Origin of the sequence: Bacillus sp. GMa5/1, assembly GCF_050172015.1 — a bacterium.
In the GTDB taxonomy this organism is placed as follows: Bacteria; Bacillota; Bacilli; order Bacillales; family Bacillaceae_G; genus Bacillus_A; species Bacillus_A cereus.
Window position 1 is genome coordinate 15,814 of record NZ_JBNLYC010000032.1, and the last position, 25,834, is coordinate 41,647.

Sequence of the window (25,834 nt, forward strand, 5' to 3'; positions counted from 1 at the left end):
CTCTAAAAACTTTCTCAAATTCATTTAGTGCGTTAATTAGATTATAATTAACTATTTTAACACCGCCAGAAAAATATAGACGGTGTTAAAAATAGTCGTTTATTATTCACTTACTAATAATTAAGCACTCTCCCCGTTTGATTATAACTTAAATGTTTTTATAATAAAGAACCGTAGCATCTAACTTTCCATTCGGAGAAATTGCATACCCTGGTATTGTTCCAACTTCTTGGTAGTCTAGTGATTTGTACAATTTATTGGAAGGATCTCCTTCTCTAGTATCTAATACTAAAAGAGACCTGTTTTCTTGCTTTGCTCGTTCCTCTGCTTTTTGCATAAGCGATCGTCCAATACCGTTTCGTCTAAAGTTTGGATGAGTCATTAATTTGCAAATCTCAGCTCTATGAATTCCGTTAGGCTTAGTAACTAATTGTAATTGAATACTCCCTGCTACTTCGTTGTTTATTTTAGCCACATACAATATCACTTCTGGCGCTAATACTGTTTGCCAATACTTTGTTGCATCTTTTTGTTCCAGTGGAGGCAAAAAACCAATTGATGCCCCATCATTTACAACCATTTTCAAAAGTTTCGAAAGTTCTTCTATATCATTTTCTAGTTTCTTAATTTCTTCAATTACTAAATTTCGCATTACTTATCCCCCTTTTGTTTCATTGTAACAATTTTTAAAGAAGGAATAATGAAATAATAAGAGGAATTTATAGTTAAGATATGATTTTTTGTGAAAGGATAACGATATGAAATATATATTAGATAGAATGTACGCAAAAGAATTACTCGAATGGGCATATGAACAAAACCCGGGCCCTTGGTTTGAACATTCACTACATGTTGCTCATGCAACTGAAAACATAATTATAGAACTTATAAAAAAAGGGTACAAGCTAGATGCTGACATAGCATATAACGCTGCCCTTTTGCATGATATCGGAAGATACAAAGGTTTTACCAAATCGGTCATTCATTCCTATGATGGTTATATGTATATGAATGATTTAGGGTATACAGGAAACGCTGTTATTTGTGTGACACACTCATTCCCATGCAAAAATGAACATATAGATATCGCAGCAGAATGGAGTCTCGTTCCTGACCATATGAGAAGCCGATTAGTTGAAATATTAAATGAACATTGTAACTACGACTTATACAATAAAGTAATTACTCTTTGTGACGCTCTTGCTGATGCGGATGGCTTTACTACGCTGGAAAGAAGATTAATTTCTGTTGGTTTGCGTCATGGTACAACATCTCATACATCTTTACATTGGAAAGGGTTTTATGCGATTAAGAAAGAATTAGAAGCTTTAATCGGTAAGAGTATATACACAGTTCTTCCTGATGTAGAAAAATCTATTTATGAAGATATAGAATATTAAAGTAAATACAAATTGAAAACGATAAAATTTGTATTTATGTTTCTAAAAGACTCTTTCAAAAATGGAGGGATTTCTTATTAGTAAAATAGGATTTGACTTGATAAACCTTGAGGGGAATTTTGAATTTGGATATGAAGATATAAAAAAGATTTCTATGAGATGTAAATTTTCTAACTGTTCACATACAAACGAACCAAACTGCGCGGTTAAAAGAGCTATCTCTGACGGTGCTCTTTCTGAAGAAGTAGTTAACAGTTACTATAGAGATTTTAATGAGGCACATTATGTTTCTAAACAGAAAAATAAAACAAAAGCCATTGATTATATGAAGCAATTGAAGCTTTTTACAAAACCTTAAAATTAAATAAATAGTTGTTATTTCTCATTCCTACTAAATTTAAAATTCTCCCATTATTGTATAACCATAAATTGAACCCATCCTAGATAATTTTTATACTCAAATTTAATTTCACATAAAAAACGTTTTAAACATAAAGTTTAAAACGTTTTTTTATTCAATGCTTTTGATTTTTCAATTCTGTTAAACACTCTTGCACTAAAGTTACCGCTTGACTCATCGCAGCTCCGCCAGCAAATGCTGCTGAAACACCACATGCTTCTAGAATCTCTTTATCCGAACATCCTTGATCAAGACAACCTTTTGTATGATAAATTGTACAATACTCATCTTGCGTTGCTAAACTAATTCCTAATGCAATAAGTTGTTTTTCTCTTTTTGTTAAAGAACCCTCTTGAAAACAAGCTTGCGTGAACGCATTATATGTCTCAGCGATTTCAGGAATTTGATTTGTAAAACTACCTATACCTTCTTTATAATGATGTAGAATATCATTTATCGAACTATGTTGCTCATGTTCCATCTTATTCCCTCCAGTCATATTATCCATACTTATTGTAGTATGTGATGAAATGGAGGCAATATACCTTCTTTTAAATTAAGAATTTTTAGTTAATTTAAGTTATAATTTTAAATTATCATCTACAATAACTTTTTCTCTAGAACTTTTTCTTTCAACCTCTTTACTTCTTTCTTCCCAAAATGTTAATCCTTCAATCCCCACATTTTTAGGATTAAATACTGGATCTTTCCCTTCTTTTTTCTGCGTTTCATAATCTTTTAACACTTTTAATGCGGTTTTACTTAAAAGTAAGATTGCGATTAAGTTTAACCATGCCATACTACCGATTCCTAAATCTCCAAGATTCCATAAAAGCGACGCTGATTCAACGCTACCGATGTAAACCATAATTAAAAATCCAAATTTTAAAACTGGTTTTAACCAGCCATACTTCAGTTGACGATCTAAATAAGTAAGTGTCGTTTCAGCGATATAGTAATAAGCGAGTAACGTTGTAAATGCAAAAAAGAAAATCGCAATTGAAATAAATATTGGACCAAACCCTGTTATCACAGTTTCAACTGCTTGTTGTGTATAAATTGGACCAGCTTCCACATTTCCTATGTTTTGTACAATGGCGGTTTTCCCTTCAGGTATAACATTATACATACCTGTTATTAAAATCATAAGAGCTGTCGCTGTACATACGACAATTGTATCGATATATACGGAAAACGCTTGAACTAATCCTTGTTTTGCGGGATGCGATACTTCAGCAGCCGCCGAACTATACGTCGCTTCTCCGACACCAGCAACGTTTGAAAATACAGCGCGTTTTACGCCCCATGCAATAGCTGCACCAACAATTCCACCAAACATTTCATTTACACCAAATGCGCTAGAGAAAATTAAAGCAAACATCCTTGGAATCTCCGTTACATTCGCAATTAATATGATACATGTAACAATTACATAACCAATTGCCATAAATGGAACAAGCATTTGAGAAACGCCAGCAATTCTCTTTACACCACCAAAAATAATTGCTGCTAGTAACATGACTAAAAATATACCAGTTATATATTTGCTAATACCATTAGAGTTTTCAAATCCAACTGCGATACTACTAGATTGAATACCTGGTAATAACACGCCATATGAAAGTGTTACAACTACTGCTACAATGACTGCAAACCATTTCATTTTCAAACCTTTCTCAATGAAATATGGAGTACCGCCGCGATATTCATTCCCTACTTTACTTTTGTATACTTGAGATAATGTTGATTCTACAAACGCGCTCGCTGCCCCTAACAAAGCCATTACCCACATCCAAAATACAGCTCCAGGACCGCCGAAAGCAATTGCTGTCGCTACCCCTGCAATATTACCAATTCCAACTCTTCCTGATAAGGCTAAACAAAATGCCTGAAAAGATGATATTCCCGTCTCTGAACTCTTTCCTTCAAATAATAGTTTAATCATCTCTTTAAAATAACGGATTTGCAAAAAGCGTGTTGCAATCGTGAAATATACGCCTGCCCCTAATGCAAAAACAACTAAACCGATACTCCACACTTGCCCTACTAACCATTCTACTAAATTCTCCATCCAAATCCCCCTTATCATTCTTTGGAAAAGCAATTTTGTATATAAAAAAACGGACAACTATTATCAAACTTTCTAGTTGTCCGCATCTTTCATTATTTCATCCCTCAATTTTTATCAGTAAAACGCCCTATTACTTTATATTTACCCAAACACTTTTCACTTCTGTATAATTATCAAGCGCATATGAACCTAATTCGCGGCCAATACCAGATTGTTTATATCCACCAAATGGTGTAGCTGCATTTTCTAAGTTATAATCATTAATCCACACTGTTCCTGCTTTTAATTTATTTGCTACTTGATGACCCGTTTTGATATTTTGCGTCCATACACCCGCAGCAAGGCCATAGGATGAGTTGTTCGCTCGTTCAATTACTTCTTCTGTCGAATCAAATGGAAGTACGACAACAACTGGTCCAAATATTTCTTCCTTAACGATTGTCATATTGTCTGTAACATCTGTAAATATAGTTGGCTTAACGAAATAACCTTTTTCAAGCGCACGTTCGCCACCAGCCGCAACTGTAGCACCTTCTTTCTTCCCTTGCTCAATATAATTTAACACACGCTCTTGTTGTTTCTTAGATACGAGTGGACCCATTTCCGTTCCTTTCTCCATACCTGCTCCAAGTTTTACGTTGTTCGCCATTTTCACAAGTGCATCTACTACAGTTTCATAATGTTTACGATGAACAAATACACGTGATCCTGCGCTACAATTTTGACCGTGATTATACATAATACCTTGGAATGCACCATTTATCGCTTCTTCCAAGTCCGCATCTTCTAAAATGATATTTGGTGATTTTCCGCCAAGCTCTAACGTTACATGCTTAATCATTTCTGCAGATTGACGCATAATATACTTTCCTGTAACAGTAGATCCTGTAAAAGCAACTTTATCAATGTCATGATGATTTACAATTGCAGCCCCTGCTTCAGGACCAAAGCCTGATACAAAGTTTACAACGCCGTTTGGAAATCCAGCCTCTTTAAAGAGTTTCGCTGTATATAGTAAAGATAAAGGCGTTTGCTCTGCTGGCTTTAATACAATCGTACAACCTGTCGCCAGTGCAGCTCCCATTTTCCAAGAAGACATAACAAGCGGAAAATTCCACGGAATAATTTGTCCTACAACACCAACAGGTTCATGTCTCGTATAATTCAAGTAATCTTTTGAAATCGGGATTGTTTGCCCAATAATTTTTGTAGCCCATCCTGCGTAATAACGATAATTTTCTACAGTCGCTGAAATATCATCATCAAGTGCTACTTGATATGGCTTTCCATTATCTAAAGCTTCTAGTTGCGCTAATTCTTCTCTATGTTCTTCAATTAAATCTGCTAATTTATAAATAAGATGCGCTCTTTCAGCAGTAGTCATTTCTGCCCACGGGCCAGATTCAAATGCAGATCTTGCCGCTTTTACTGCAGCATCAATATCCTCTTCTTGCGCTTCACATACGACTGCTAGAACCTCTTCTGTTGCTGGATTGTACGTTTCAAACGTCTTTCCGCCAATAGCAGAAACAAATTCGCCATTAATAAACATTTTAATTTCTTCATTTAAAAACGCTTCCACTTTTGGTTTCAGCTCAATATTTGTCTTTAACATTATGTTCTCCTCCTTATTTAAACAGCTGCATGAGCTGCAATATTTGATAAAATCGTTTGAAGCTTTTGATCTTCTTCTACAGTTAACCCTAGTCTTGGATAGCGAGAAGGTCCTCCCGCTTGCCCATGTAATTCCATAGAACGTTTAACGATTTGAACATATTTCCCTGATCCTTCAAGAAACTCGCAAAGTGGTAAAATAGCATCGTTTATTTCCCACGCCTTTTCTAATTCACCATTTTGAAAATGCTCATACATTTTTGTAACGAGACTGGGAACAATATTTCCTGCTACTGAAACCCATCCCGAGGCACCAACTAAATATGATTCCATAACTAAATCTTCAGAACCACAGAAGACTTGGAAAGCCCCTTCACTTTGTCTTACTAAATCTCTCGCTTTTCGAATATCTCCGCTAGATTCTTTAATATGTGTAACATTTCTACACTCTTTTCCAATACGGAGCATTAGCTCTGTACTCATATCAACACCAGAAGTAAATGGATTATTGTATAACATAATTGGTATATTTACAGAGTTTGAGATTTCTTTAAAATGAAAATAAATCTCCTCTTCCTTCGGTTTACAATAGTAAGAGTTTATAATTAATACACAATCCGCTCCGTGCGCTTCTGCATGTTTCGTATATTCAATTGTTTCTTTCGTCGTCTCTGCTGCAGTTCCAACAATAACTGGAATACGGCCATCAATTTCTTTCAACACGGTTGCTACCATTTTAAATCGTTCTTCTTTTGATAAACTTACAAATTCTCCTGTACTTCCATTAATGATGATACCTGCAACGTTTTGTTCGATAAAGTAATTTACATTTTGCTTTACCCCATCCCAATTAATTTCCTGAAATTCATCCATCGGTGTTATTAATACTGGAAATGCCCCTTTAATTTTTTGCATATTTATCTCTCCCTATCACATTTTATTTTAATAAGAAACCTGCCGGAAACGGATCCGTAGGGTCTAATAGAAATGTCTGCATCCCTGTAATAAACCCTCTACTTTCAAAACGGAAAATGTATCCTAGTTCCTCCTTCTTCACTTTCTCCACAGTTATAAAACTATTAAATATACTTTCATTTTTAAAAGGTTTATCCGCCATATAATCATTTTTAAATAACGCATGAACATAGGAAACAATAGTAGAAACAAAACCTGGCGAACGTACGATAAAGTTATCTTCATGAAATGTAATCGACTTTATATGGTTCTTTTCTTTTTGCGAAGGATCTACTAAAATAAGCCTTTTTATTAGCGACTGTTTTTGTATAGTCTGTAGTGTAGCTTCTCCCCATCTTTTCAATTCAGAAATGTTTTCCATGCGAATTTCTGGCGAATACGCACCTTTCTCTACAACTGCATATACTTTATCTGCTTGTATGAGAGAATAACTTACATTACCAACCTGTAAATTTTCCTCAATCATATAGCATAGTTTGCTTTCAAACGAAACCGATATAACTTCATCATTCTCTACATACGCATGAACTAAAAATATTCCAGATAACGTTTCAATTTTATATTGATTGGACTCTCTCTTTTTTAAATAACCACTTTCGAGTAACATCGTTATTACTGCAACAATGCCTCCATAATGAAGCGGAATCGAACCTTCATGATTAAAAAATAATACAGCTGCATCCACTTCATTATGGATAGATGGAACGACAATACACCCATTCAAACCGATAAAACCACGTGGTTCATTTAATAAAAGCTTCATCTCTTCTGCTAATTCACCTGAAAATTGTTCATTTAATTGCTCCAAACTGTAGTAGTATTTGCATGGTACGTCTTTCATTACACGAAATGCCTCGCCATTTACATGTACGTCTACTGCTGTATACATTTTTTGAATGTTCATTTTATATCCTCCGTTTCATGTTCCATCGGCGGAATTAGCAAAAATCCTTCTTTAAGTGGATCCATTTCATTGTAAAAAAATCTATGCATACCCATAAGCCAAGCTGATCCCGTAATTTTCGTTATGACAGCTTCAATATTTTCAACATGTGTCGTATTCATGACATATCCTTTAAATAAAGAACCAACGATACTCTCATGAATGAACTCTTCACCAATTTCGATTTCTTTCTGAGCGTATAATACAGCTAGCTTCGCAGATGTTCCTGTACCGCATGGAGATCGATCTATTCCGCCTGGTGGTACAACAACTGTATTTTTCACATGCGCACATTCATGAGTAGGATCTGTATAAAATTCAACATGTGTTAATCCTCTTATAAACGAATACTCTGGATGAGTGATTTCAAACTTCTCATTAATTGTGTTTCTTATATGAATCGCCTTATCGATGATTGTAGATGCATTTTCTGGTACTAATTCTAGATCTACTGATTTCGCATCAATAATGGCATAAAAATTCCCTCCATACGCAATATCAGCCTCTATAGTCCCAATGTCTTTCACTTGTACAGTAATATTTTTCAATAAAAAAGCTGGTATGTTACAGAAAGATACTTCTTTTGCTTTTCCATCTTGAACAGCAATATCTACTTCAACTAAGCCAGCCGGTGTATCTAGTTTTAAAGAAGTAATCGGTTCAACTACCGGAATTAAACCTGATTCAACTAACGCTGTACATACACCGATTGTATCGTGACCACACATCGGTAAATATCCACCTGTCTCTATGTATATAACACCTATATCAGCCTCAGGATGACATGGGTCTGTTAATAATGCTCCTGACATTACATCATGACCACGCGGTTCATTCATTAACAATTTTCGAATCCAATCATACTCCTTTTTCATATGTAACATCTTCTCTGCCATCGTCTCTCCAATCAACTTTGGAAGTCCACTAATTAATGTCCTCGTTGGATTCCCACCTGTGTGTGTATCAATCGTCGTAAAGACTCTTTGTGACCTCATCCGTTTAACACCCTTTCTGTAAAACGACTCAAACGAAGTGGTTCAATAGGAATAATTGTCTCTTTTTCATTTAATAACTCTTCAATTACTTTTCCAGTAACTGCTGCAAGACTAATCCCATCACCTTCATGTCCAGCGGCAATGAAATAATTCGGAATATGTTCCACTCGTGAAATAATCGGTAAATGATCTTCTGTCCACGGACGTAAACCAGCGTAAGAACGAATTACCATCATATCTGCCATTTTCGGATAAAAGCGAATTGCTCTATTTGCGATACATTTAATGACTTCATTATTTATCCTCGTATGAAATCCTACAAATTCACGACTACTACCAATTAAGAAATTTTGACTTTCAGTAGGCTCAAATACGAGCGCAACCCCGTATTTTTCAGTTAAAGCATCCACTTTTCGTTTTCCGCCAAATTTAGAAATTAAATAACCGAATTCCATTACTTTACGGCATCCTACGTGTTGTTGCCTTGAAGCTACAATAATATGCCCTTTTCTCGGTTCAATTGGTATATTTATATTTAACATCTGACCAATCTTAGGAGCCCACACACCGGCTGCATTTACAACTTGTTGTGCTGTAAAAGTTCCATTCGTAGTTTCTACAACAAATGAACCATCCGTCTCTATTTCCATACCCTTTACTTCCGTCTGCTTAAAGGCTTTTGCGCCAAACTTTTGTGCCTCTGACAGAAGCGAGAAAGCAAGGAGATATGGATTCACAGTTGAATCCGTCGCACATTCTAAACCGCCTAATAAATCATCAGCAAAAAAAGGCGACTCTTCTCTTATATCTTGCCTATCAAGCATTCGAAACGGTAATCCAGCTTCTTTTTGTCGATTTACCCATTGCTGCGCAGCTTCCATCTCTTCGTCTGACTCACATACGAGAATACTTCCTGGTGCTCTATATTCAAATGAATGCTCTAATTCTTCACTTAAATCAGTTACTAATTTTTGACTTACTAAAGACATTTGACTATCAAATCCCGGGTCTTTATCAATGGCCAAAATATTCCCATCACACCGTGAAGACGTCCCGCTGACAAATTCCCCTTTTTCAATGATTGTTACGTCTCTTCCGTATTTTGAAGTGTAATAAGCGATAGAACACCCTATTATTCCACCACCTATAATTAAAACGTCGCAGTGCCTCATAATATACTCCTCCTTTCCTAGCCTCTCACTTTCTTTTATGCAATTGACGTGCCAATTCTGTACATATACAATTTTTATAAATAATATTTTTATTTGTAAAAATATTTTAAACTTATAGTAAATAGGTGTATTATTTTTTTATCACTGTCAAAATTTTTATACATAACAGGAGGACATTATGGAATTTTCATTTCCGACTATACAAGAATTTTTGGAAAGCGTTTTAATCAATCATACATGTAGCCTTGATCGCATTAAGAAAATAAACGAAAGGTTTTATTACCTCCCTTCTACTACAGAAGAATATAATTGCGCAATTATTTATGTAGATGACTCATTCACTGCATTAATTGACGCTTTTTCTTATGAATTAGCTGTTATCATCCTTAACGAAAACGATGAGCCGATATGCTGTATAACTTCTCAGCAAATGATTCCATTTCTTTATAAGTCCTACAATGAACTACAGTCATTTTATGACACTGTAATACAAACAACTGACTCTTCTGTTACAGTAATTGATAGTAAAGAATGTGTTCGAACTTGGACAGATGGTGCTGAAAAAATATTTTCAGTCAACCATAATGAGATTATTGGGCAACCGATTACTCGTTTTTTTGATTATAAAGACTTGGAAATTTTACAATCTTTACATGATGGAAAAAGCATAGTCGCTCAGTTCCATCAGCCTCGTCCCGATTTATTTGTATTAATTAATTCAAATCCAGTTTATTGTAATGATGAAATTATAGGAGCAGTCGTTTCAGAAACAGATGTTACAAATCAAGTCGCTTTAAATGAAAAACTATTTAATATGTCACATGAAATGCACCGTTTAGAACAAGAAGTGGCAAAGTATAAAGATGAATCCGATCCATTCCTTGCGATGAATGGGAAAAGTCCTGTTATACAAAGAACGATACAATTAGCTAGAAAAGTTTGTTCGGTGAAATCAACTGTTTTAATACTTGGGGAAAGCGGAGTTGGAAAAGAAGTATTTGCGAAAGCAATTCATGAAGCAAGTGAGGCAGCGAAGGCGCCTTTCATTTCGATTAACTGCGGGGCAATTCCAGAAGCGTTATTTGAAAGTGAATTATTCGGTTACGAGCGTGGGGCGTTTTCTGGAGCAAATAGTAAAGGAAAAAAAGGTAAAATAGAACTCGCGCAAGGCGGTACTTTATTTCTTGATGAAATAGGTGAAATGCCACTTGATATGCAAGTAAAACTGTTACGTGTACTGCAAGAGCGAAATTATTACCGAGTTGGTGGTGAAAAAGAAATTAATATTGATTTCCGTATTATCGCTGCTACAAATCGTGATTTACAAGAAGAAATGAGAAAAGGAACTTTCCGAGAAGATTTATATTACCGCTTAAATGTAGTTAGCTTGCAGATTCCACCGCTGCGCGAAAGACGCGAGGATATTATTGAATTAACCTATTCTTTCTTAAACGATTTTTCAATCAACTATAACAGACCAATTCGTGACTTACCTTCAAGCATTATGCATGAACTGCTTCATTACAATTGGCCAGGCAATATTCGCGAACTTAGAAACGTTGTTGAACGGCTTGTGGTATTCGCAACAGACGGAATTATAAAACAAGAATATTTACCATTTCATACGACTGAAACTTTAGACAACCATACAGCTCATTCCCTATTACTCAGCAACAATAATACAATCCTTTCTTTACAAGAAGAGATGGATGAGCATGAGAAAAAAGTTATTGAAAGGGCTTTACGAATTTTAAATGGGAATAAATTAGAATGCGCAAAACAACTTGGCGTAACAAGGGCTACTTTATATAACCGTTTAAAGAAACTTGGACTTCAATAAAGAAGCAGTATGCACCGATCAGGCATTTACAGATAGCCCTCTCCTCCTCTATATTGGCATGATTTTTGCATATATAATTTGTGAAAACCGAACTAGAGGAGGAATACACATGACAAATAAAAACAACTTAATCGTTTGTCGTTGTGAAGAGGTTACATATGGGCAACTTCAATCGACAATTGCTGAATATAACTGCTCGGCAAGAGAATTAAAACTAAGAACACGTGCTGGCATGGGATTTTGCGGTGGTCGCACATGCAGAATAATGATAGATCGAATGATTGAAAATGCGAATCCTGACGTAACTCTTAATGAACTACCGTTAAAATATCAACCACCAATACGTGCAGTTACTTTTGGATCGGTAGGTGAAAGTAAATGAGTAGAATTACACATCACCCTATTTTAGGTACTTTACAAAGTAGTGAGCGTATTACCTTTCAATTTAACGGTCATCAATACGGAGCATATGAACATGAAACGATAGCTGCTGCCCTGTTAGCAAATGGAATTAGGACATTAAGAGTTCATGAAGATAGCGGAACACCGCGAGGTATTTATTGTAATATCGGACACTGTTCCGAATGCCGCATGACAGTAAATAATCAAACAAATGTACGCGCATGCTTAACTGTTGTAGAAGAAAACATGGTTGTTGAAAGCGGGAAACAGCATCCGAATATCGTGAGAGAGATGGTGAAAAAACGATGAGTGATGTAATTATTATTGGTGCAGGGCCAGCGGGATTATCTGCTTCTATTTCTTGTGCTCGTTTCGGACTAAAAGTGCTCGTTATTGATGAATTTATGAAGCCGGGCGGGAGATTGTTAGGACAGTTGCATCAAGAGCCTACTGGAGAATGGTGGAACGGAATAAAAGAATCGAAGCGACTTCATGAAGAAGCAGAATCACTTTCAGTACATATCAGGTGCGGTGTTTCGGTCTATAATTTAGATAGAGATGAAAACAATTGGTTTGTACATACTAATATCGGTACGTTAGAAGCGCCTTTCGTACTACTTGCTACTGGAGCTGCGGAATATTCTATTCCCCTTCCTGGCTGGACACTTCCAGGAGTGATGTCAATTGGAGCAGCTCAAGTTATGACAAATGTTCATCGCGTGCAAGTTGGAAAAAAAGGAATTATTATTGGTGCTAACATTTTGTCTTTCGCCATTTTAAGTGAATTGCAATTAGCGGGAATTACAGTGGATCATATTGTACTCCCTGAGAAAAGCGAGTTAAGTCAAAAAGCTGGTGAACCTGAAGAAGTTTTAAACTCTCTTTTAAATGCAGCACATCTCGCTCCTTCTGCTATTTTGCGAATAGGTAGCCACTTTATGAAATATGATTGGGTTCGAAAAGCTGGATTAACATTCTATCCAAACAGCGGAATGAAAATAAACGGAACGCCACTTCACCTTCGGAAAGCAGCTCTTGAAATTATCGGAACAGATCAAGTTGAAGGTGTACGTGTTGCTAATATTGACTCTAAAGGAAATGTTATTAATGGATCAGAGAAAATATATGAAGCAGATTTTGTTTGTATTGCCGGGGGATTATACCCACTTGCCGAACTTGCAGCTGTAGCTGGTTGTCCCTTCCATTACATTTCAGAATTAGGTGGACACGTTCCTCTCCATTCCGAAACAATGGAAACTCCTCTTCCTGGTTTATTTGTAGCTGGCAATATTACAGGCATTGAAAGCGGAAAAATTGCGATGGCGCAAGGAACAGTTGCAGGTCTATCTATTGCTAAATATGCAAGCAAAAAACGTGATATAGTCGACCAACAATTATCTCACGCCATTCAAAACGTTCACTTTGTTCGTCAGAAATCTGCAATTCAGTTTAATCCGATGGTAGATATCGGTAGACGAAAGATGAATGAAATTTGGCGTGATTACTCATCTACATATGCACATACTAAAAAGAGCTGCTGAGATTATTCTCAACAGCTCTCTTCTCTACTCATCTGAGTTATTAAATTTCGCTAATGCGTAAATGCCTTCTTCATCATCTAATTCAAGTTGTAATCTCGCTGCGAATGGATTGACATTATATTCTCTGTCAAGCAATAAGCGTAAAGCTTCGATTAAGTTTGCTTGAATTAAAATTTGCTGGCGACCATTTACCTCTACTTCCGCAGAGAAACCGTAGTCGTCATCATACATGAGTTCAACTAATACTTCTTCTGGACCCACTTGTCTTTTTTCAGCGATATATATACAAAGCGCATTTATAAGCTCTTGTTCAGAAATTTTTATTGTTTCCATGCTACTTCATCTGCCTTCTTCTTACGTTGGTCTTTGAAGTATTTAAATGCACGAACTGCTAACATTACGATACCAGCCATTACTAACATATTTACCATAAACGCTAATACAGAACCAAGAGCTCCCATATTTGCAAATAAGCTACCCATTAGTAAACCACCAAGACCACCTAGTAATAAACCTTTCATAAAGCTTCCTTTATTACTTTTTGGTGCCGTGTTTGTTGCTTTCGTTTTTGAATCTGGAGTCGTTTTTTGAGAATTTACATTTGAGTCTTTTTTGTTTAAATCAACTTTTGACTTTTGACCTGAACTTGGTGTAAATGATTTTTTACCAGATTTGTAACTTTTCGCTGCTGCATGATCTACGAACATAAAGCTGCTAGCCCCAAAGATAACCATGAATGCTGTCATTACTGCTACAAGTTTTTTCAACATATTATATCCATTCTCCTTTTATATAGATATATGTGAAATCTATCTTTCTAGTAAATTCAGAATGATAGATTTGTTTTTAAGAACATTTTAAAAGTTCTTATGAACTTATTATATGAACTTTTGTCGAAATATGCAAGTATTATTTACTTTCAACAGTTTGGTCACAAAGGAAAAATTAAGCAAAACAGAATTGACTTTAAATGAAACAAAACATATTATAAGTTCATAAGAACTTTTTATTATTTTGGAGGTGAAAAGATGGAAACATTTCATCTCACACGAAACGAAATGGCTACCCTTCTTCTATCACTAAGAGGATGGAATACGAAAAAGCCTCTCGGTATTTTACAAGAAGCTTGGGCAAAGTCACATAAAAAAGATATTGAAAGCGGACAAAGCGTTACAGCTTTTATTACTACCGCACTTTCACCTATTTTTGAAAAGCTGATTAAAATTGACGATACTGATGTCGGTTTTTCTTTAAATGAAATAGTTGCGCTTGGCAATCAGATTGAAAACACAAGTTTCTCTGTAACTGCTATGCAAAACTGGGTGAAACGAGATATAAAAGAAATGATTGGCTCTCCTCAAAAAGGGAAAAAATATTCAATCGAACAAGCAGCCTTACTATTTATTGTCGAAGATTTAAAAACAGCACTTGATTTTGAATCCATTCGTAAGCTATTACGCCTTATTGTAAATGACCCAGCCGATCGAAGTGATGATTTAATCAATCCTGTTCATTTATATGTAGCATACTCTTCTTTATTTGAAGAACTCAATCAAGGGAATTGCTTACAATTAAATGCAACAGATACCGTTCATACAATTGAAAACATCGTAAAAGAAAAAGCTGATAAAATCGCAAGTAAGTTCGATCAAATTAATAACGAACAACGCGAAGCAATTCGTAACGCTATTATTATTGCGACCCTTTCTGTACATACCGCTTATGTACAAATGTTAGCAAAGCGTTACGTAACAGCAACTTTATTTTTACAGAACTTAGATGTGAAGCCTTAAAAAATAGGAGCAGAAATGCTTCTATTTTTTTATGAGAAATTTTTAATAATCTTTTCATTAACCCTTCATGAAAACGTAGCTTATATACTTTACTATAATACTTATGAGAGACATAAAAGAATTGAAATAGCAATCCCCTATGTAAATAAGGTATAATCTACATATGGTGAACCTTTTATGCAATTAAATAAAAGGTTCTTATACTCAAAAATTCATAAACTAGAAGGTGCAACAATGTTAAGTAGTTTTATTCATTCAGTATTAACGTTTTTTGAAGGATTAGGTTATTGGGGCATTATGCTTGGACTTATGATTGAGATTATCCCAAGTGAAATTGTCCTTGCTTATGCAGGATACTTAGTATTCAATGGAAGTATCTCATTTATAGGCGCAGTTGTATTCGGTACAATTGGCGGTGTTATTGCCCAAATCTTTATTTATTGGCTTGGACGATATGGTGGACGCCCTATATTAGAACGTTATGGAAAATATATTTTCATACATAAAAAGCAAATAGACGCTGCAGAAGATTGGTTTAATCGTTACGGAACTGGTGTCATTTTTACAGCACGCTTCATTCCAGTAGTGCGTCATGCGATTTCAATTCCTGCTGGTATTACAAAAATGCCTTTACTACGTTTCACTACACTAACAGCACTTGCGATTATCCCTTGGTCTATCATTTTCATTTATTTAGGTGAAAAGCTAGGTGAAAATTGGGAAAATATTAACGATATTGCTGGTCCGTATGTGAAATCATTCGCAATTGGTGGCGTCGTACTTATACTTTTATACTTCGTTATAAAAAAATGGGCAAAAAAGCGTAAAAATCTTGCTTAAGAATATAAAAAAGCCGCTATAAATTCAGAATTATAGCGGTTTTTTATTTATATTAATCTTCAGGAATTATATAACACCTTTCCATCTACATTTACATGGATAAGCAACCATTCAATCATTTCTTTCGTATATTATCTCAAAAAGGAGTGATTCCCCTATGCATTGGCGGCAAAAAATACCATACTTAATCGGACGCCCTATCGGTATCTCTTTCATAAATGGGCAAGGAACTTCTGGTGTATTATGTTCAGCGCATGATGGTCAATTATATGTGTATGAATACCTTTATCAAGCCCAGTTCGCAATGAAACATTATGATTATGGACAGATTCAAGATATACATGCATTCCCAAATTGTCCTCACCAAAATCCTCTATACTAAAAAAATCGGAACGGCTCATAGCCATTCCGATTTCTATACTTTATTTCTCAGAATTAAATTTATGCACTGCTTCATCAAAATAAATCCAACCTTTCCAGCCCAAATGAATCGTATCTTTTAAGAAATACTTATCATATTCATGACCAGAGAAATCAACTACTGGATATCCTGCTTTCTCAACCTGTTCTCGAACTTTTTTATAATACACTTCACGGCGTTCTTTCGGGAAGCCAGTATAATCATACCAAGGCCCATTTACGGGTACAGAAATAAAGAGTGGTTTGACATTTTTCTCTTTAAATAAATCTAAAATAATTTGTAAATCATCGTATTCTGGTGATTCATCATATGTTTCATTTGCTCTAAAGTTTTTTAAACCTTTTAGTTTTTTCTTCAGATTATTCTTATGATAATACGGATTTTCAATTCCGAATGTATTTGTAGTAGACTCTGCTTTCCCTTCTTGTTCTGCGTGTTTACGTGCGTCTTCCCAAGAAATTGAACGAAGTCCGATATTTGTTTTCTCTTTCATCGGTTCGATTTTAAATAAAGAGTTAAATAAATCTCTATGATCTAAAATATTTCGATGCATATAAGCAAGTGGTTTAACTAAACCTGCTTTTATGTTATGTTTCGTATCATTATATACAATACCTTCTAATGAATTTTTTAATATATCATCTTCTTGAACAACTTTATAATCTAATAGCCGTTTCGCGATTTGCTTCTTCATTCCTGGATTTATCTCATCATTAAAAATAAAATGATATGCTTGTTGTTTGGAGAAATTATTAGTGAAATCCCCTTGTGATACACCAGTCTTTGTAAACCATTGTGGTGAAAGAACAAACACTACTTTTTTACCTTCTAATTCATCCATAGTAGATGTCATATTTAAAATATGAGCTAAACTTTGTGTACCACCAGTTCCAATTAAAAACGGTGTAAAACCAGCTGGATTTACTTTGAAATAATTAGACGGATGATATGCATCCATTCGTAAAAATTCTGATGAACCGTACATCGGTAAATACTGTGAATTCTCTAACATTTTTTGCTGTAAGAAAACACTTTGTAATTTCTCTTTTTGTAAAGAAGTTGCCGCATCTTCTACCTTCTTATCACTAATAAGCGATACTAAACTTTTCGATGGGATTAGAATGATAATGAAAAAAAGCACACACGCTAAAATTATAGGACCAAAAGCATGCTTCATTTTCATCTTCTGTCCCTCTTTCTATCGTTATTAAATTGTAACCCTTGTTTTTGACACGTCATCTTTTCTCTCCTTTGTCTCTATACATGTTCCATTCTATTTATCTATTATATACATGTATGTATTTCCTTCCTTGTTCTATTAAGCCCTATATAAATAGCGCAAGAAAATGTTTCCATAGAAACATGTTAATTATACAAGATTCTACATAAATTTCACACTGGAATTTTAGTAATAATTTTATTTTTTAACAATGAAAAAATATATGAAATGTCTAGAATTCTTTGGATGATGTATGGAGTTCAAAATATGATAATAAGCGCCCGCTATGATCAACTTCATGAGTATATATAAACCCGAGCTTTCGTAAAAGTTTTTTCGAGCTCTCATTTGCTACTTTAACTCTAGCAATTATTCTTGTTACATTCAAAGTCTCTATTACATATTTAATGGAAGCCTCTGCTGCTTCTAATGCATACCCATTCCTCCAATGTTCTGGGTCAAGAAGATACATAATTTCTATTTCACCTGTTTCATCTACCTTTCTTAAACCACAATGTCCTAAAAGCTTTCCTGTTTCACTATTAAATAACAACCATACCCCGAAGTCATACTGTTCCCAATGTAAGATAAGTTGCCCAATATAATCATTTGTTTCTTCCTTCGACATTCCTCTTGATTTAGCCAGCCATTTGCCAACAGTATCTTTTTTTAATATGTTATAAAACTGATCAATATCTTCTACAATTGGTTTCCTCATAAATAATCTTTTTGTATAAATTACTTTCTCTTCTTCAAACATAGACATCATTTTCCCTCCAAATACTGTTTACAGACTAATAAATTATACCATGAACTATTTTTCTAACTTTAAATAAGAAAAAACAGACTATCACATACGTGAAGTCTGTTTCCCCATTCTTTTATTTTTGTAAATCTGCCCATTTTAAACTTGTAGCTGGACCAAATTGATGTACATATAAATCTTTCACATATGGTTTTTGTAAGTAAGATAATCCACGCTGGAATACCGGTGCAATTACTGCATCATCAAGTAGCATTTTTTCAGCATCTTGCATTGCTTTCCAGCGAGCCTTTTCATCATTACCTAATTCTGTTTTAATCTTCTTAATTAATGCATCATATTCTGGATTTGCATATTCTGTATTATTAACACTGCTTCCAGAAAGGAATACTTCTAAGTAAGTCATTGGATCTGGATAATCTGGTAACCAGCGTGATAACGACATTTCATATTCTTTCTTCTTCTCAAGTGCTAATTTTTGCGTATGCGGCTGTAATTTCACATTCACTTTTAATCCTGGTAAGTTTTTCTCAAGCTGCTCTTTAATGTACTCTCCAACTTTTTTAAAGTTTTCTAAGTCATAATTTAATAATTCTAAAGTCACTTCATTTGTACCTGTCTCTTGTTTTGCTTTCTCCCAATATTCCTTCGCCTGTTTTACATTTGTCTTATTAAACTCACCAGACGTACTTCTAAAATCTTTCTTATCTGGGCCCTTTAAAAATCCTTTTGGTACGTAATAGTTCGCTGCAACCGATCCATCATTTAAAAATGAATCTGCGAGTCCCTTCTTATCAAAAACTGTACTTAGCGCAAGACGTGCATTTTTATTTTTAAGAATCGGTACATTTTCATTAAATCGGAAGAAGTACATAACTGGATCTGTATATTGTTTTAGCTCTTTATTATTTTTATATTTATCTACGAATTCTGTAGAAATAACAGCTCTATCAACTTTATCTGTTTCATATAAATTTACCGCAGTTGAAATTTCTTTTACAATTTGATAGTTTACTTCATCTAACTTCACTTCTTTTTTATCCCAATACTTATCGTTTTTCTTCATTGTAAAGCTAGCTTCATGCTTCCACTCTGATAATGTAAACGGTCCATTATATACCGCTTTATTTGCTTCTAATCCATATTTATCACCTTGCTCTTTCGCATATTTTTCGTTAATTGGATAGAAGGATGGTAAAATTAATAATTTCGTAAAATACGGTACAGGATGTTCTAGCTCTACGACGAATGTTTTATCATCCTTCGCTTTTACTCCTAATTCATCTAGACCTAGTTGTTTTTTATTTATCTTCTCAGCATTTTTTACATCGTACGCAATGTATGCATATTGAGAAGCTGTATCTGGATTAATCAATTGCTTCCAAGCGTATACGTAATCATGGGCGGTTACTGGATCTCCGTTAGACCATTTCGCATCACGCAATTGGAATGTATATGTCTTTCCATCTTTACTCACTTCATATTTTTGTGCGCCGGCTTCAATTTCTTCATCATTTTTCGATAGACGAAATAGTCCTTCCATTACGTTATTCAAAACGTTAAACGAGACTGCATCTGTTACTTTCCCTGAATTTAACGACGGAATTTCACCCGTTTCTAGTAACTGTAATACTTTCTTCTCATCTTTCGGCTTTGTTGCAGTTTTTTCTTTTGCGCAGCCAACTAAAAATGAAGAAACTAATAGAGTACTAACTAATGAGTAACGAACAACTTTTTTCATTTAAAAACCCCCTCTATTTTTAAGGTAAGTAACGACGAGCACCAGCGTATTCTTCTATATATCCTGGTGTATTTAGCGGTATAATCTCTACCGATCTTTCAGCTCTTGGTGAGTGAATCATATTGCCATCACCAATATACATTGCGACGTGATGGACACTACCTTTCCCTTGATCATGTGCAAAGAAAATTAAATCTCCCTTTTGTAGATTTTCTTTATCAACTGCAACTCCTGCTCTTGATTGCGGTCCAGAATCTCGCGGAATTGTAATGCCGTGCGATTTATAGATCGTATGCGTGAAGCCAGAGCAATCAAATCCAAAACCACTTGTACCAGCCCATATATACGGTAATCCTAAAAACATTTTCCCTGTGTTAATTAAATCATCGGCCGCCGGAGTTGGAATATCAGTTTGAGATTGGTAAACTGTTCCATCATTTTTACGTATCCATGCTTTTTGCCCATTTGGCAACAATACACGGTATGAAATTGTGTCTTCACTTAATAGCGGCAGTCTTGTATTATAACTGACTTCAAGTGATTTATGTTTTTCAGAAGGGTTTATATATAAAATCGCTGTTGGTTTGGTTATTAAGACAAAAGGTTCATTTGTTTTATCTGCAAATTCTTGATTATATGTTAATTGTTTTTCAGGCATCCAGCCCGGATAACCTTCTTCATTTCGGGGTGTTGGCTGTCCATGCACTAATACCTTCACCCATTCGCCTTTCTTATCAATAACAGTTACTTCTTGACCGAGTAACGCTTGTGTTTCTAATTTATTTGCATTTGTTAACCATAGTTTCTCGTCAAGTGTCATTGATTTCGTCCATTTCCATAGATCCACTGGATTTGTTGTACTCGGTGTATCGATTGGCCTTAATGAATCAGGTACTGTCCATAACGTTGCAGCAGATACATCTATAAATGCTTTATTATCCTTCTTTTCTTCAGCATTTGCCGATGTAAACGATGAAAATAAAAATAAAGTTGTTAAAAATGCAGTTCCTACTTTTTTCATATTTATCCCCCTTAAAAGATAGTTTACTAGTCTCTTCTCCTAAGACTTACTATTCACTGTCGATTGAAGGTTTACCTTTGATCCAGAATAAGTCATTCCTTCTGGCTCTTCCATTAACCAAAGCGGTGCATCAAGATCAAAATAATGAATATTAGGATGCGCTGCCGCTAAATGCGCAACAGCACTAACGGAAAGTGAAGATTCCATCATGCTGCCCACCATACACTTCACACCAGCTGTTTCTGCGATATCTGCAATACGCCATGCTTCACGTATACCACCACATTTCATTAATTTAATATTAATGAAGTCTGCATATCTTCCTTGAACGAGCTTTAATGCGTCACTTGCTGAAAATATACTTTCATCGGCCATAATTGGCGTTTGCACACGATCTTTGACATACTTTAACCCATCCCAATCTTTCGCGTGTACTGGTTGTTCAATAAATTCTATATTTAAATTACGATTTTCCATTTCTTGAATAATAGAGACCGCTTCTTTTGGACTCCAACCTTGATTCGCATCTAAACGTAATATCGTATTTCTTGGTACCACATTTCGAATTGCCTCAATACGTTCCAAATCTAAATGCGCCTCTTTACCCACTTTAATCTTTAATGTTTGAAATCCTTTTTCTATATGTTTCTTCGCTTCTTTTGCCATTAATACAGGCTCATCCACACTCACTGTAATATCGGTATGAATTTCTTTCTTCCCGCCTAACAAGGCATATAACGGCACATTTTGATATTGGCAATATACATCATATAAAGCGATATCTACCGCTGCTTTGGCACTTGAATTTCCAATACAACTCATTTGAATGCCCTGTAGTAACTGCTGAAACTGAATGATATTTTGACCAATTAAACATGAACGCATCGGTCCTAAAATCGCTTCTTCCATTCCGCTGGTGAAATCCCCCGTAATAACTGGCGTTGCGGCTGCAGCCCCCTTACCAATCACTCCTTCGTCTGTATGAATATAAACATCTATACTTTCAATTTCTGATACAGTACGAAGCGCGGTTTTAAACGATGTATGCAGTTTTACACGTCTACGATTTACTTTTACATCTGTAATTTTCATTTTGTTCATCCTTTCATTCTCCAATGAAGTGAAATTTTAATCCACCGGAGATTTATACCCACGGATTATTAAGTAAACCTATTGGGCATTTACTCTTCTATCTCTCTACTTTGTTTTCGTTCACTTTTGATGTAGGACGATAATGTGAAATAAAAAAATCCAGCCATAAGAATGATTCTTACGGCTGGATTTTGTCTATGATTGAGTAGACAAAGCAGCAATCTGATTATATTTTTTCTGTGCATCTTTTAGCGCTACAAGTAACGCTTTTTGAGAAGAACCGAAATATCGGTTCTTTACTTCCATTACTAACGCCGGGTCATTTATATTTTTATGTAGAAATAAATATTTAACAAATTGAGATGTTAATGCAATTGTCGCTGAGCAGTCTGCATCTACAATTTCCCCTGTATCCTTAACAAGTATAAATGCTACGAAATAGCTTTTAAACTTTTCAGTAATGGGATTATTTTGAGGTGCTTTCGCATCCCCTACGATATAAATTGTATTTGAAGCGTACACAGCTATCTTCCTTTCTTATACGAGGATAACGGGTTTCTTAATAGTCGTATGAGCGAGGAACTCAACGTTGATTAAAAAATGTATCCGCTTACCTTGTATTATAATATAATTGACAGAATTTTAACAATATTTATTTTAGTGCATATTCCATATTTATGAAAATAGCTTAAACTCTTCATTTCTACAATATGTGATTGTTCCTTGTACCATGACATTCATACATAAAAAACTGCACCCCCAATTGTTAGACGGTGTCTAACAATTGGGGGTGCAGTTCAATGGCTAACTGTTTTTATTACTTTGGCATCACAAATATAGTTTCATTTGACTTAGAAAATTGATACTCTTTTCTCGCTAACTTCAAAATTTCTTCCTCATCGTCTGTTAAATTTTCTATGTTAGTCTTTAAAGAATCTTTATCTTTCTTTAAAGATACTAATTGCTTCTTTTGATCCGTAATCGTATCTTTCTTTTTATCAATTACTTCTTGTTGTTTCGTTAAAATATATTGAACATATAGAGTAGTTGCCGCAATAAAAAGGACCATTAAAATAAGTCGCCTTAACTTCTTTTTATTTATCCTACGCTTGTCACTAGGTTGTGATAATTGCTCTGGTATATTAGGAACATTTACTCGCTCGAGTTTCCTCATTCAAATCCCCCTAACCCATATTTTTCACTACCATCGGCACGTTTTCTTACTAAACTAAATTCTATTCTTATAAAATAAACTCCTTCACAAAAATATCCCATAAATTAACCAATTAAAGATAGCATTCGACGACATTTCCATATTTACACCGATTTTTTTTATACATGCTGCTATAAAATAGTAGTTTCTGTAATTCTTTTTCTACTATTGTAGAAGAGTTTTTTCACACACAAAATTCCTTCCCCACATATCCATGTTATAACATGCTTACAAGGAGGGGGAATATGCATTACCGCACATTAGGTAAAACTGGAATAACTGTTTCTGAAATAGGTTTTGGCGCATGGGCAATCGGTGGTGATGAATGGGGACCTGTTAACGATAAACAATCTATAACCGCTATAAAAAAAGCAATTGAGTGTGGTGTGAATTTTATTGATACTGCGGATGTGTATGGTTTAGGACATAGTGAAAAGTTGGTAGCTACCGCGATTAAAGGACATCGTAATGATATTATCCTATCAACGAAAGGTGGTTTAATCGGACATCACTACGACCCTAATGGAGTTCCTGTATATGATACTCCCGAAAAAATCATCGCCGTATTCGAAACAAGTTTACAACGTCTTCAAACAGATTATATTGATCTTTATTTTTGTCATATTTGGTGGCATAATCGTAGAGAAACAGAAGCATTTCTACGTGCATTTGACATATTAAAACGTGATGGCAAAGTAAGAGCAGTCGGTGTTTCGACTCATGATTTACAATACATTCATCATTTCAATAACAACAACGAAATTGATATCGTACAACTTGATTACAATATATTAAATCGAAAACCAGAAAAAGATATATTACCATTCTTACAAGAGAAAAATCTAGGAGCTGTTATTCGTGGTCCATTAAAAATGGGCATTTTAACTGGAAAATTCACAAATAAAACAATTTTTCCAGATGGAGATTTACGCAAAGATTGGCCAAATGAAACTTGGTTTCAAGAAGACTTACAAACCGTAGAGAAACTTCGGCTGCTCTCAAATAAAAATCAGACCCTAGGGCAACTTGCACTTCGCTATGTACTCTCTCATCCGGCAGTAAGTGTTGTAATTCCTGGTGCAAAAACAGGAACACAAGCACAAGAAAATGCAAATGCATCTGTTCGCCCTATTTTGAGTGATGAAGAGCTTAACTATATTCATTCAATATAAAAAGCCCAATCCGGGCTTTTTAATTTGGCAAACTAATATCATACTCCATTCGCTTCGCTGTGTCCTCCGCAACATGCACACCTAACAAGTTTTTCACAATATGAAATGCCATATTAATTCCAGCTGAAATTCCGGCAGATGTTATAATATGTCCTTCATCTACAAACTTTACATTTTCTATAACTTCAACATTTTGAAACTCATTTTTAAACTTTTCAATACTAGCCCAATGTGTTGTTGCTTTTAAACCTTCCAGTAAACCTGCTTTCGCCAGTAATAGCGCTCCTGTACAAACTGAAGTCATCAGCTTTACTTCTTTCATTTGTTGGCGAATCCATTTTATTACTATTTCATTTTTCATTTCATATTTTCTAGCACCTAGTCCACCCGGAATTATTAAAATATCCACTGGTGGTAAATTTTCAATACTATAATCTGGCTGTACCTTCAATCCATTCCTTGCTGTAATCATTTCCCCATTCTCGCTAACTGTATAAACAGTAAATGTTTTTTCTTCATTCACCTCAGTCACAGAAAAAACTTCAAATGGCCCTGCAAAGTCTAACACTTCTACTTCATTAAATAAAAATATACCAACACTCCATTTATTCATCATAAGTTCACTTCCTGTTTCAAATGATGTAAAAGGTGATTATATCCTTTTTCTAATGCAATATCATACGCTGTTTTCCCATCATTTTTCTTAATCATCTTATTAGCTCCATTTTTAAGGAGCAACATAATTATTTCTTCATTTCCTAATAATGCTGCTTCGTGGAGTCCTGTCCAGCCACCACTTTGCATAATATTTACATCTGATCCTTTTTCAATTAAGAAAGCGACAAGTTCACTTTGCTTGTTCGCAATTGCCGCTTGCAAAGGTGTATTTTCATTTTCGTTTTTCGCTCTACTATGTAAATCTGCACCGCTTTCTAAAAGAAAACTCGCTATTTCTTTCTGTCCAAAATAAGCTGCTAAATGAAGTGGTGTCTAGCCATCTTCACTACATTCGTTAACAATACTTGGACTCGCCTTTATAAACTTCACTACTTTTTCCTTATTACCACTTATAACAGCTTGTGCTATTGATTGTAAATGCTCCATAATAATCTCCCATCCTTCAAAATATTTAAGCATCTCCTTCTACATGTTCTATTAATTATTATATTTTCCTTTTAAAATCTTAAGTTTACATAATAATATTAT

Annotated in this window: 28 protein-coding genes and 1 pseudogene; 10 read left to right on the forward strand and 19 right to left on the reverse strand. The window is 34.9% G+C overall.

Going from position 1 to position 25,834, the window contains the following annotated elements; all coding sequences use genetic code 11:
* Nucleotides 1-148 precede the first annotated feature (148 nt).
* Entirely contained in the window at nt 149-652 is a 504-nt protein-coding gene (locus tag ACQGSG_RS10575; protein WP_001245250.1) for a GNAT family N-acetyltransferase, read from the reverse strand.
* Nucleotides 653-758: 106 nt separating this feature from the next.
* On the opposite strand from ACQGSG_RS10575, the gene ACQGSG_RS10580 reads away from it, so the two are divergent.
* Together ACQGSG_RS10580 and ACQGSG_RS10585 are read left to right on the forward strand one after the other, a co-directional pair.
* On the forward strand, nt 759-1,400 hold the full coding sequence (locus tag ACQGSG_RS10580) for an HD domain-containing protein (protein WP_000874102.1): 642 nt from the start codon (nt 759-761) through the stop codon (nt 1,398-1,400).
* Between the two features lie 61 nt (nt 1,401-1,461).
* Nucleotides 1,462-1,758, forward strand: a complete 297-nt coding sequence (locus tag ACQGSG_RS10585) for a hypothetical protein (RefSeq protein WP_000398281.1) — start codon at nt 1,462-1,464, stop codon at nt 1,756-1,758.
* Nucleotides 1,759-1,915: 157 nt separating this feature from the next.
* Here the strand turns inward: ACQGSG_RS10585 and ACQGSG_RS10590 are convergent, their stop codons facing one another.
* The 7 genes from ACQGSG_RS10590 to ACQGSG_RS10620 all read right to left on the reverse strand — a co-directional run bounded on the left by ACQGSG_RS10590 (nt 1,916) and on the right by ACQGSG_RS10620 (nt 9,570).
* Nucleotides 1,916-2,308 (reverse strand): carboxymuconolactone decarboxylase family protein, encoded by a 393-nt coding sequence (locus tag ACQGSG_RS10590; RefSeq protein ID WP_002005224.1) that lies wholly within the window; start codon nt 2,306-2,308, stop codon nt 1,916-1,918.
* 72 nt (nt 2,309-2,380) lie between these two features.
* The gene (locus ACQGSG_RS10595; RefSeq protein ID WP_048567596.1) at nt 2,381-3,871 is read right to left on the reverse strand and encodes an alanine/glycine:cation symporter family protein; all 1,491 of its coding nucleotides are present in this window, start codon (nt 3,869-3,871) and stop codon (nt 2,381-2,383) included.
* A gap of 130 nt (nt 3,872-4,001) precedes the next feature.
* Nucleotides 4,002-5,486: an aldehyde dehydrogenase family protein gene (locus ACQGSG_RS10600; protein WP_000920987.1), complete on the reverse strand. Its 1,485-nt coding sequence runs from the start codon at nt 5,484-5,486 to the stop codon at nt 4,002-4,004.
* Between the two features lie 17 nt (nt 5,487-5,503).
* Nucleotides 5,504-6,400 carry a 4-hydroxy-tetrahydrodipicolinate synthase gene (dapA, locus tag ACQGSG_RS10605; RefSeq protein ID WP_426947309.1) on the reverse strand — a complete coding sequence of 299 codons (897 nt, stop codon included), beginning with the start codon at nt 6,398-6,400 and terminating at the stop codon, nt 5,504-5,506.
* 22 nt (nt 6,401-6,422) lie between these two features.
* Entirely contained in the window at nt 6,423-7,364 is a 942-nt protein-coding gene (locus tag ACQGSG_RS10610) for a proline racemase family protein (RefSeq protein WP_070757892.1), read from the reverse strand.
* Nucleotides 7,361-8,398 carry a proline racemase family protein gene (locus tag ACQGSG_RS10615; RefSeq protein WP_001257540.1) on the reverse strand — a complete coding sequence of 346 codons (1,038 nt, stop codon included), beginning with the start codon at nt 8,396-8,398 and terminating at the stop codon, nt 7,361-7,363. Before ACQGSG_RS10615 ends, ACQGSG_RS10610 begins: the two co-directional genes overlap by 4 nt.
* Nucleotides 8,395-9,570: an FAD-dependent oxidoreductase gene (locus ACQGSG_RS10620; RefSeq protein ID WP_325842867.1), complete on the reverse strand. Its 1,176-nt coding sequence runs from the start codon at nt 9,568-9,570 to the stop codon at nt 8,395-8,397. Before ACQGSG_RS10620 ends, ACQGSG_RS10615 begins: the two co-directional genes overlap by 4 nt.
* 178 nt (nt 9,571-9,748) lie before the next feature.
* Between ACQGSG_RS10620 and ACQGSG_RS10625 the strand changes: the two genes are divergently transcribed.
* From ACQGSG_RS10625 to ACQGSG_RS10640, 4 genes are all read left to right on the forward strand, one after another.
* On the forward strand, nt 9,749-11,410 hold the full coding sequence (locus tag ACQGSG_RS10625; RefSeq protein ID WP_098290437.1) for a sigma-54 interaction domain-containing protein: 1,662 nt from the start codon (nt 9,749-9,751) through the stop codon (nt 11,408-11,410).
* 109 nt (nt 11,411-11,519) lie between these two features.
* Nucleotides 11,520-11,792 carry a (2Fe-2S)-binding protein gene (locus ACQGSG_RS10630; RefSeq protein WP_000182619.1) on the forward strand — a complete coding sequence of 91 codons (273 nt, stop codon included), beginning with the start codon at nt 11,520-11,522 and terminating at the stop codon, nt 11,790-11,792.
* Nucleotides 11,789-12,121, forward strand: a complete 333-nt coding sequence (locus ACQGSG_RS10635; RefSeq protein ID WP_000087067.1) for a (2Fe-2S)-binding protein — start codon at nt 11,789-11,791, stop codon at nt 12,119-12,121. Before ACQGSG_RS10630 ends, ACQGSG_RS10635 begins: the two co-directional genes overlap by 4 nt.
* On the forward strand, nt 12,118-13,353 hold the full coding sequence (locus tag ACQGSG_RS10640) for an NAD(P)/FAD-dependent oxidoreductase (protein WP_001286106.1): 1,236 nt from the start codon (nt 12,118-12,120) through the stop codon (nt 13,351-13,353). Before ACQGSG_RS10635 ends, ACQGSG_RS10640 begins: the two co-directional genes overlap by 4 nt.
* A 24-nt stretch (nt 13,354-13,377) precedes the next feature.
* On the opposite strand, the gene ACQGSG_RS10645 is transcribed toward ACQGSG_RS10640, so the two are convergent.
* Both ACQGSG_RS10645 and ACQGSG_RS10650 read right to left on the reverse strand, forming a co-directional pair.
* Complete coding sequence (locus ACQGSG_RS10645) at nt 13,378-13,686, reverse strand: YxcD family protein (protein ID WP_000447747.1); 309 nt, start codon at nt 13,684-13,686, stop codon at nt 13,378-13,380.
* Complete coding sequence (locus ACQGSG_RS10650; RefSeq protein ID WP_000914478.1) at nt 13,674-14,123, reverse strand: hypothetical protein; 450 nt, start codon at nt 14,121-14,123, stop codon at nt 13,674-13,676. Before ACQGSG_RS10650 ends, ACQGSG_RS10645 begins: the two co-directional genes overlap by 13 nt.
* A gap of 258 nt (nt 14,124-14,381) precedes the next feature.
* Between ACQGSG_RS10650 and ACQGSG_RS10655 the strand changes: the two genes are divergently transcribed.
* From ACQGSG_RS10655 to ACQGSG_RS10665, 3 genes are all read left to right on the forward strand, one after another.
* Nucleotides 14,382-15,146, forward strand: coding sequence for a DUF1836 domain-containing protein (locus tag ACQGSG_RS10655; protein ID WP_000447231.1), 765 nt, complete (start codon nt 14,382-14,384; stop codon nt 15,144-15,146).
* A 234-nt stretch (nt 15,147-15,380) separates the two neighbouring features.
* Nucleotides 15,381-15,986 (forward strand): DedA family protein, encoded by a 606-nt coding sequence (locus ACQGSG_RS10660; RefSeq protein ID WP_088352022.1) that lies wholly within the window; start codon nt 15,381-15,383, stop codon nt 15,984-15,986.
* Between the two features lie 157 nt (nt 15,987-16,143).
* Complete coding sequence (locus tag ACQGSG_RS10665) at nt 16,144-16,368, forward strand: hypothetical protein (protein ID WP_325842868.1); 225 nt, start codon at nt 16,144-16,146, stop codon at nt 16,366-16,368.
* 40 nt (nt 16,369-16,408) lie between these two features.
* Here ACQGSG_RS10665 and dltD read toward each other — a convergent pair whose 3' ends face one another.
* The 7 genes from dltD to ACQGSG_RS10700 form a co-directional block, all read right to left on the reverse strand.
* Nucleotides 16,409-17,590, reverse strand: a complete 1,182-nt coding sequence (dltD, locus tag ACQGSG_RS10670) for a D-alanyl-lipoteichoic acid biosynthesis protein DltD (RefSeq protein WP_000782304.1) — start codon at nt 17,588-17,590, stop codon at nt 16,409-16,411.
* Between the two features lie 268 nt (nt 17,591-17,858).
* Nucleotides 17,859-18,392: a GNAT family N-acetyltransferase gene (locus ACQGSG_RS10675; RefSeq protein WP_325842869.1), complete on the reverse strand. Its 534-nt coding sequence runs from the start codon at nt 18,390-18,392 to the stop codon at nt 17,859-17,861.
* A gap of 115 nt (nt 18,393-18,507) precedes the next feature.
* The gene (locus tag ACQGSG_RS10680) at nt 18,508-20,130 is read right to left on the reverse strand and encodes a peptide ABC transporter substrate-binding protein (protein ID WP_000758254.1); all 1,623 of its coding nucleotides are present in this window, start codon (nt 20,128-20,130) and stop codon (nt 18,508-18,510) included.
* 19 nt (nt 20,131-20,149) lie between these two features.
* Nucleotides 20,150-21,151, reverse strand: coding sequence for a C40 family peptidase (locus ACQGSG_RS10685; RefSeq protein WP_087875453.1), 1,002 nt, complete (start codon nt 21,149-21,151; stop codon nt 20,150-20,152).
* 39 nt (nt 21,152-21,190) lie between these two features.
* Nucleotides 21,191-22,252 carry a dipeptide epimerase gene (locus ACQGSG_RS10690; RefSeq protein ID WP_325842870.1) on the reverse strand — a complete coding sequence of 354 codons (1,062 nt, stop codon included), beginning with the start codon at nt 22,250-22,252 and terminating at the stop codon, nt 21,191-21,193.
* Nucleotides 22,253-22,438: 186 nt separating this feature from the next.
* Nucleotides 22,439-22,765 (reverse strand): DUF3870 domain-containing protein, encoded by a 327-nt coding sequence (locus tag ACQGSG_RS10695; protein ID WP_000271312.1) that lies wholly within the window; start codon nt 22,763-22,765, stop codon nt 22,439-22,441.
* Between the two features lie 295 nt (nt 22,766-23,060).
* Nucleotides 23,061-23,417 carry an FtsB family cell division protein gene (locus tag ACQGSG_RS10700; RefSeq protein ID WP_001228371.1) on the reverse strand — a complete coding sequence of 119 codons (357 nt, stop codon included), beginning with the start codon at nt 23,415-23,417 and terminating at the stop codon, nt 23,061-23,063.
* 284 nt (nt 23,418-23,701) lie between these two features.
* Between ACQGSG_RS10700 and ACQGSG_RS10705 the strand changes: the two genes are divergently transcribed.
* A complete protein-coding gene (locus ACQGSG_RS10705; protein WP_000559359.1) occupies nt 23,702-24,628 on the forward strand; it encodes an aldo/keto reductase in 927 nt (308 codons plus the stop codon).
* Between the two features lie 19 nt (nt 24,629-24,647).
* Here ACQGSG_RS10705 and ACQGSG_RS10710 read toward each other — a convergent pair whose 3' ends face one another.
* Both ACQGSG_RS10710 and ACQGSG_RS10715 read right to left on the reverse strand, forming a co-directional pair.
* Nucleotides 24,648-25,244 carry a DJ-1/PfpI family protein gene (locus ACQGSG_RS10710; protein WP_000981435.1) on the reverse strand — a complete coding sequence of 199 codons (597 nt, stop codon included), beginning with the start codon at nt 25,242-25,244 and terminating at the stop codon, nt 24,648-24,650.
* Nucleotides 25,241-25,732 (reverse strand): annotated as a pseudogene (locus tag ACQGSG_RS10715) (ankyrin repeat domain-containing protein). The gene ACQGSG_RS10710 and the pseudogene ACQGSG_RS10715 overlap by 4 nt, the downstream one beginning before the upstream one ends.
* Nucleotides 25,733-25,834: the final 102 nt, after the last annotated feature.

Coding starts and splice junctions, on each gene's coding strand:
- ACQGSG_RS10625 (WP_098290437.1), top strand. CDS start 9,749: ATGGAATTTTCATTTCCGACTATACAAGAATTTTTGGAAAGCGTTTTA.
- ACQGSG_RS10660 (WP_088352022.1), top strand. CDS start 15,381: ATGTTAAGTAGTTTTATTCATTCAGTATTAACGTTTTTTGAAGGATTA.
- ACQGSG_RS10575 (WP_001245250.1), bottom strand. CDS start 652: ATGCGAAATTTAGTAATTGAAGAAATTAAGAAACTAGAAAATGATATA.
- ACQGSG_RS10585 (WP_000398281.1), top strand. CDS start 1,462: ATGGAGGGATTTCTTATTAGTAAAATAGGATTTGACTTGATAAACCTT.
- ACQGSG_RS10630 (WP_000182619.1), top strand. CDS start 11,520: ATGACAAATAAAAACAACTTAATCGTTTGTCGTTGTGAAGAGGTTACA.
- ACQGSG_RS10590 (WP_002005224.1), bottom strand. CDS start 2,308: ATGGATAATATGACTGGAGGGAATAAGATGGAACATGAGCAACATAGT.
- ACQGSG_RS10685 (WP_087875453.1), bottom strand. CDS start 21,151: ATGAAAAAAGTAGGAACTGCATTTTTAACAACTTTATTTTTATTTTCA.
- ACQGSG_RS10610 (WP_070757892.1), bottom strand. CDS start 7,364: ATGAACATTCAAAAAATGTATACAGCAGTAGACGTACATGTAAATGGC.
- ACQGSG_RS10595 (WP_048567596.1), bottom strand. CDS start 3,871: ATGGAGAATTTAGTAGAATGGTTAGTAGGGCAAGTGTGGAGTATCGGT.
- ACQGSG_RS10665 (WP_325842868.1), top strand. CDS start 16,144: ATGCATTGGCGGCAAAAAATACCATACTTAATCGGACGCCCTATCGGT.
- ACQGSG_RS10645 (WP_000447747.1), bottom strand. CDS start 13,686: ATGGAAACAATAAAAATTTCTGAACAAGAGCTTATAAATGCGCTTTGT.
- ACQGSG_RS10600 (WP_000920987.1), bottom strand. CDS start 5,486: ATGTTAAAGACAAATATTGAGCTGAAACCAAAAGTGGAAGCGTTTTTA.
- ACQGSG_RS10635 (WP_000087067.1), top strand. CDS start 11,789: ATGAGTAGAATTACACATCACCCTATTTTAGGTACTTTACAAAGTAGT.
- ACQGSG_RS10705 (WP_000559359.1), top strand. CDS start 23,702: ATGCATTACCGCACATTAGGTAAAACTGGAATAACTGTTTCTGAAATA.
- ACQGSG_RS10680 (WP_000758254.1), bottom strand. CDS start 20,130: ATGAAAAAAGTTGTTCGTTACTCATTAGTTAGTACTCTATTAGTTTCT.
- ACQGSG_RS10640 (WP_001286106.1), top strand. CDS start 12,118: ATGAGTGATGTAATTATTATTGGTGCAGGGCCAGCGGGATTATCTGCT.
- ACQGSG_RS10700 (WP_001228371.1), bottom strand. CDS start 23,417: ATGAGGAAACTCGAGCGAGTAAATGTTCCTAATATACCAGAGCAATTA.
- ACQGSG_RS10620 (WP_325842867.1), bottom strand. CDS start 9,570: ATGAGGCACTGCGACGTTTTAATTATAGGTGGTGGAATAATAGGGTGT.
- ACQGSG_RS10675 (WP_325842869.1), bottom strand. CDS start 18,392: ATGTCTATGTTTGAAGAAGAGAAAGTAATTTATACAAAAAGATTATTT.
- dltD (WP_000782304.1), bottom strand. CDS start 17,590: ATGAAAATGAAGCATGCTTTTGGTCCTATAATTTTAGCGTGTGTGCTT.
- ACQGSG_RS10690 (WP_325842870.1), bottom strand. CDS start 22,252: ATGAACAAAATGAAAATTACAGATGTAAAAGTAAATCGTAGACGTGTA.
- dapA (WP_426947309.1), bottom strand. CDS start 6,400: ATGCAAAAAATTAAAGGGGCATTTCCAGTATTAATAACACCGATGGAT.
- ACQGSG_RS10655 (WP_000447231.1), top strand. CDS start 14,382: ATGGAAACATTTCATCTCACACGAAACGAAATGGCTACCCTTCTTCTA.
- ACQGSG_RS10650 (WP_000914478.1), bottom strand. CDS start 14,123: ATGTTGAAAAAACTTGTAGCAGTAATGACAGCATTCATGGTTATCTTT.
- ACQGSG_RS10580 (WP_000874102.1), top strand. CDS start 759: ATGAAATATATATTAGATAGAATGTACGCAAAAGAATTACTCGAATGG.
- ACQGSG_RS10710 (WP_000981435.1), bottom strand. CDS start 25,244: ATGATGAATAAATGGAGTGTTGGTATATTTTTATTTAATGAAGTAGAA.
- ACQGSG_RS10615 (WP_001257540.1), bottom strand. CDS start 8,398: ATGAGGTCACAAAGAGTCTTTACGACGATTGATACACACACAGGTGGG.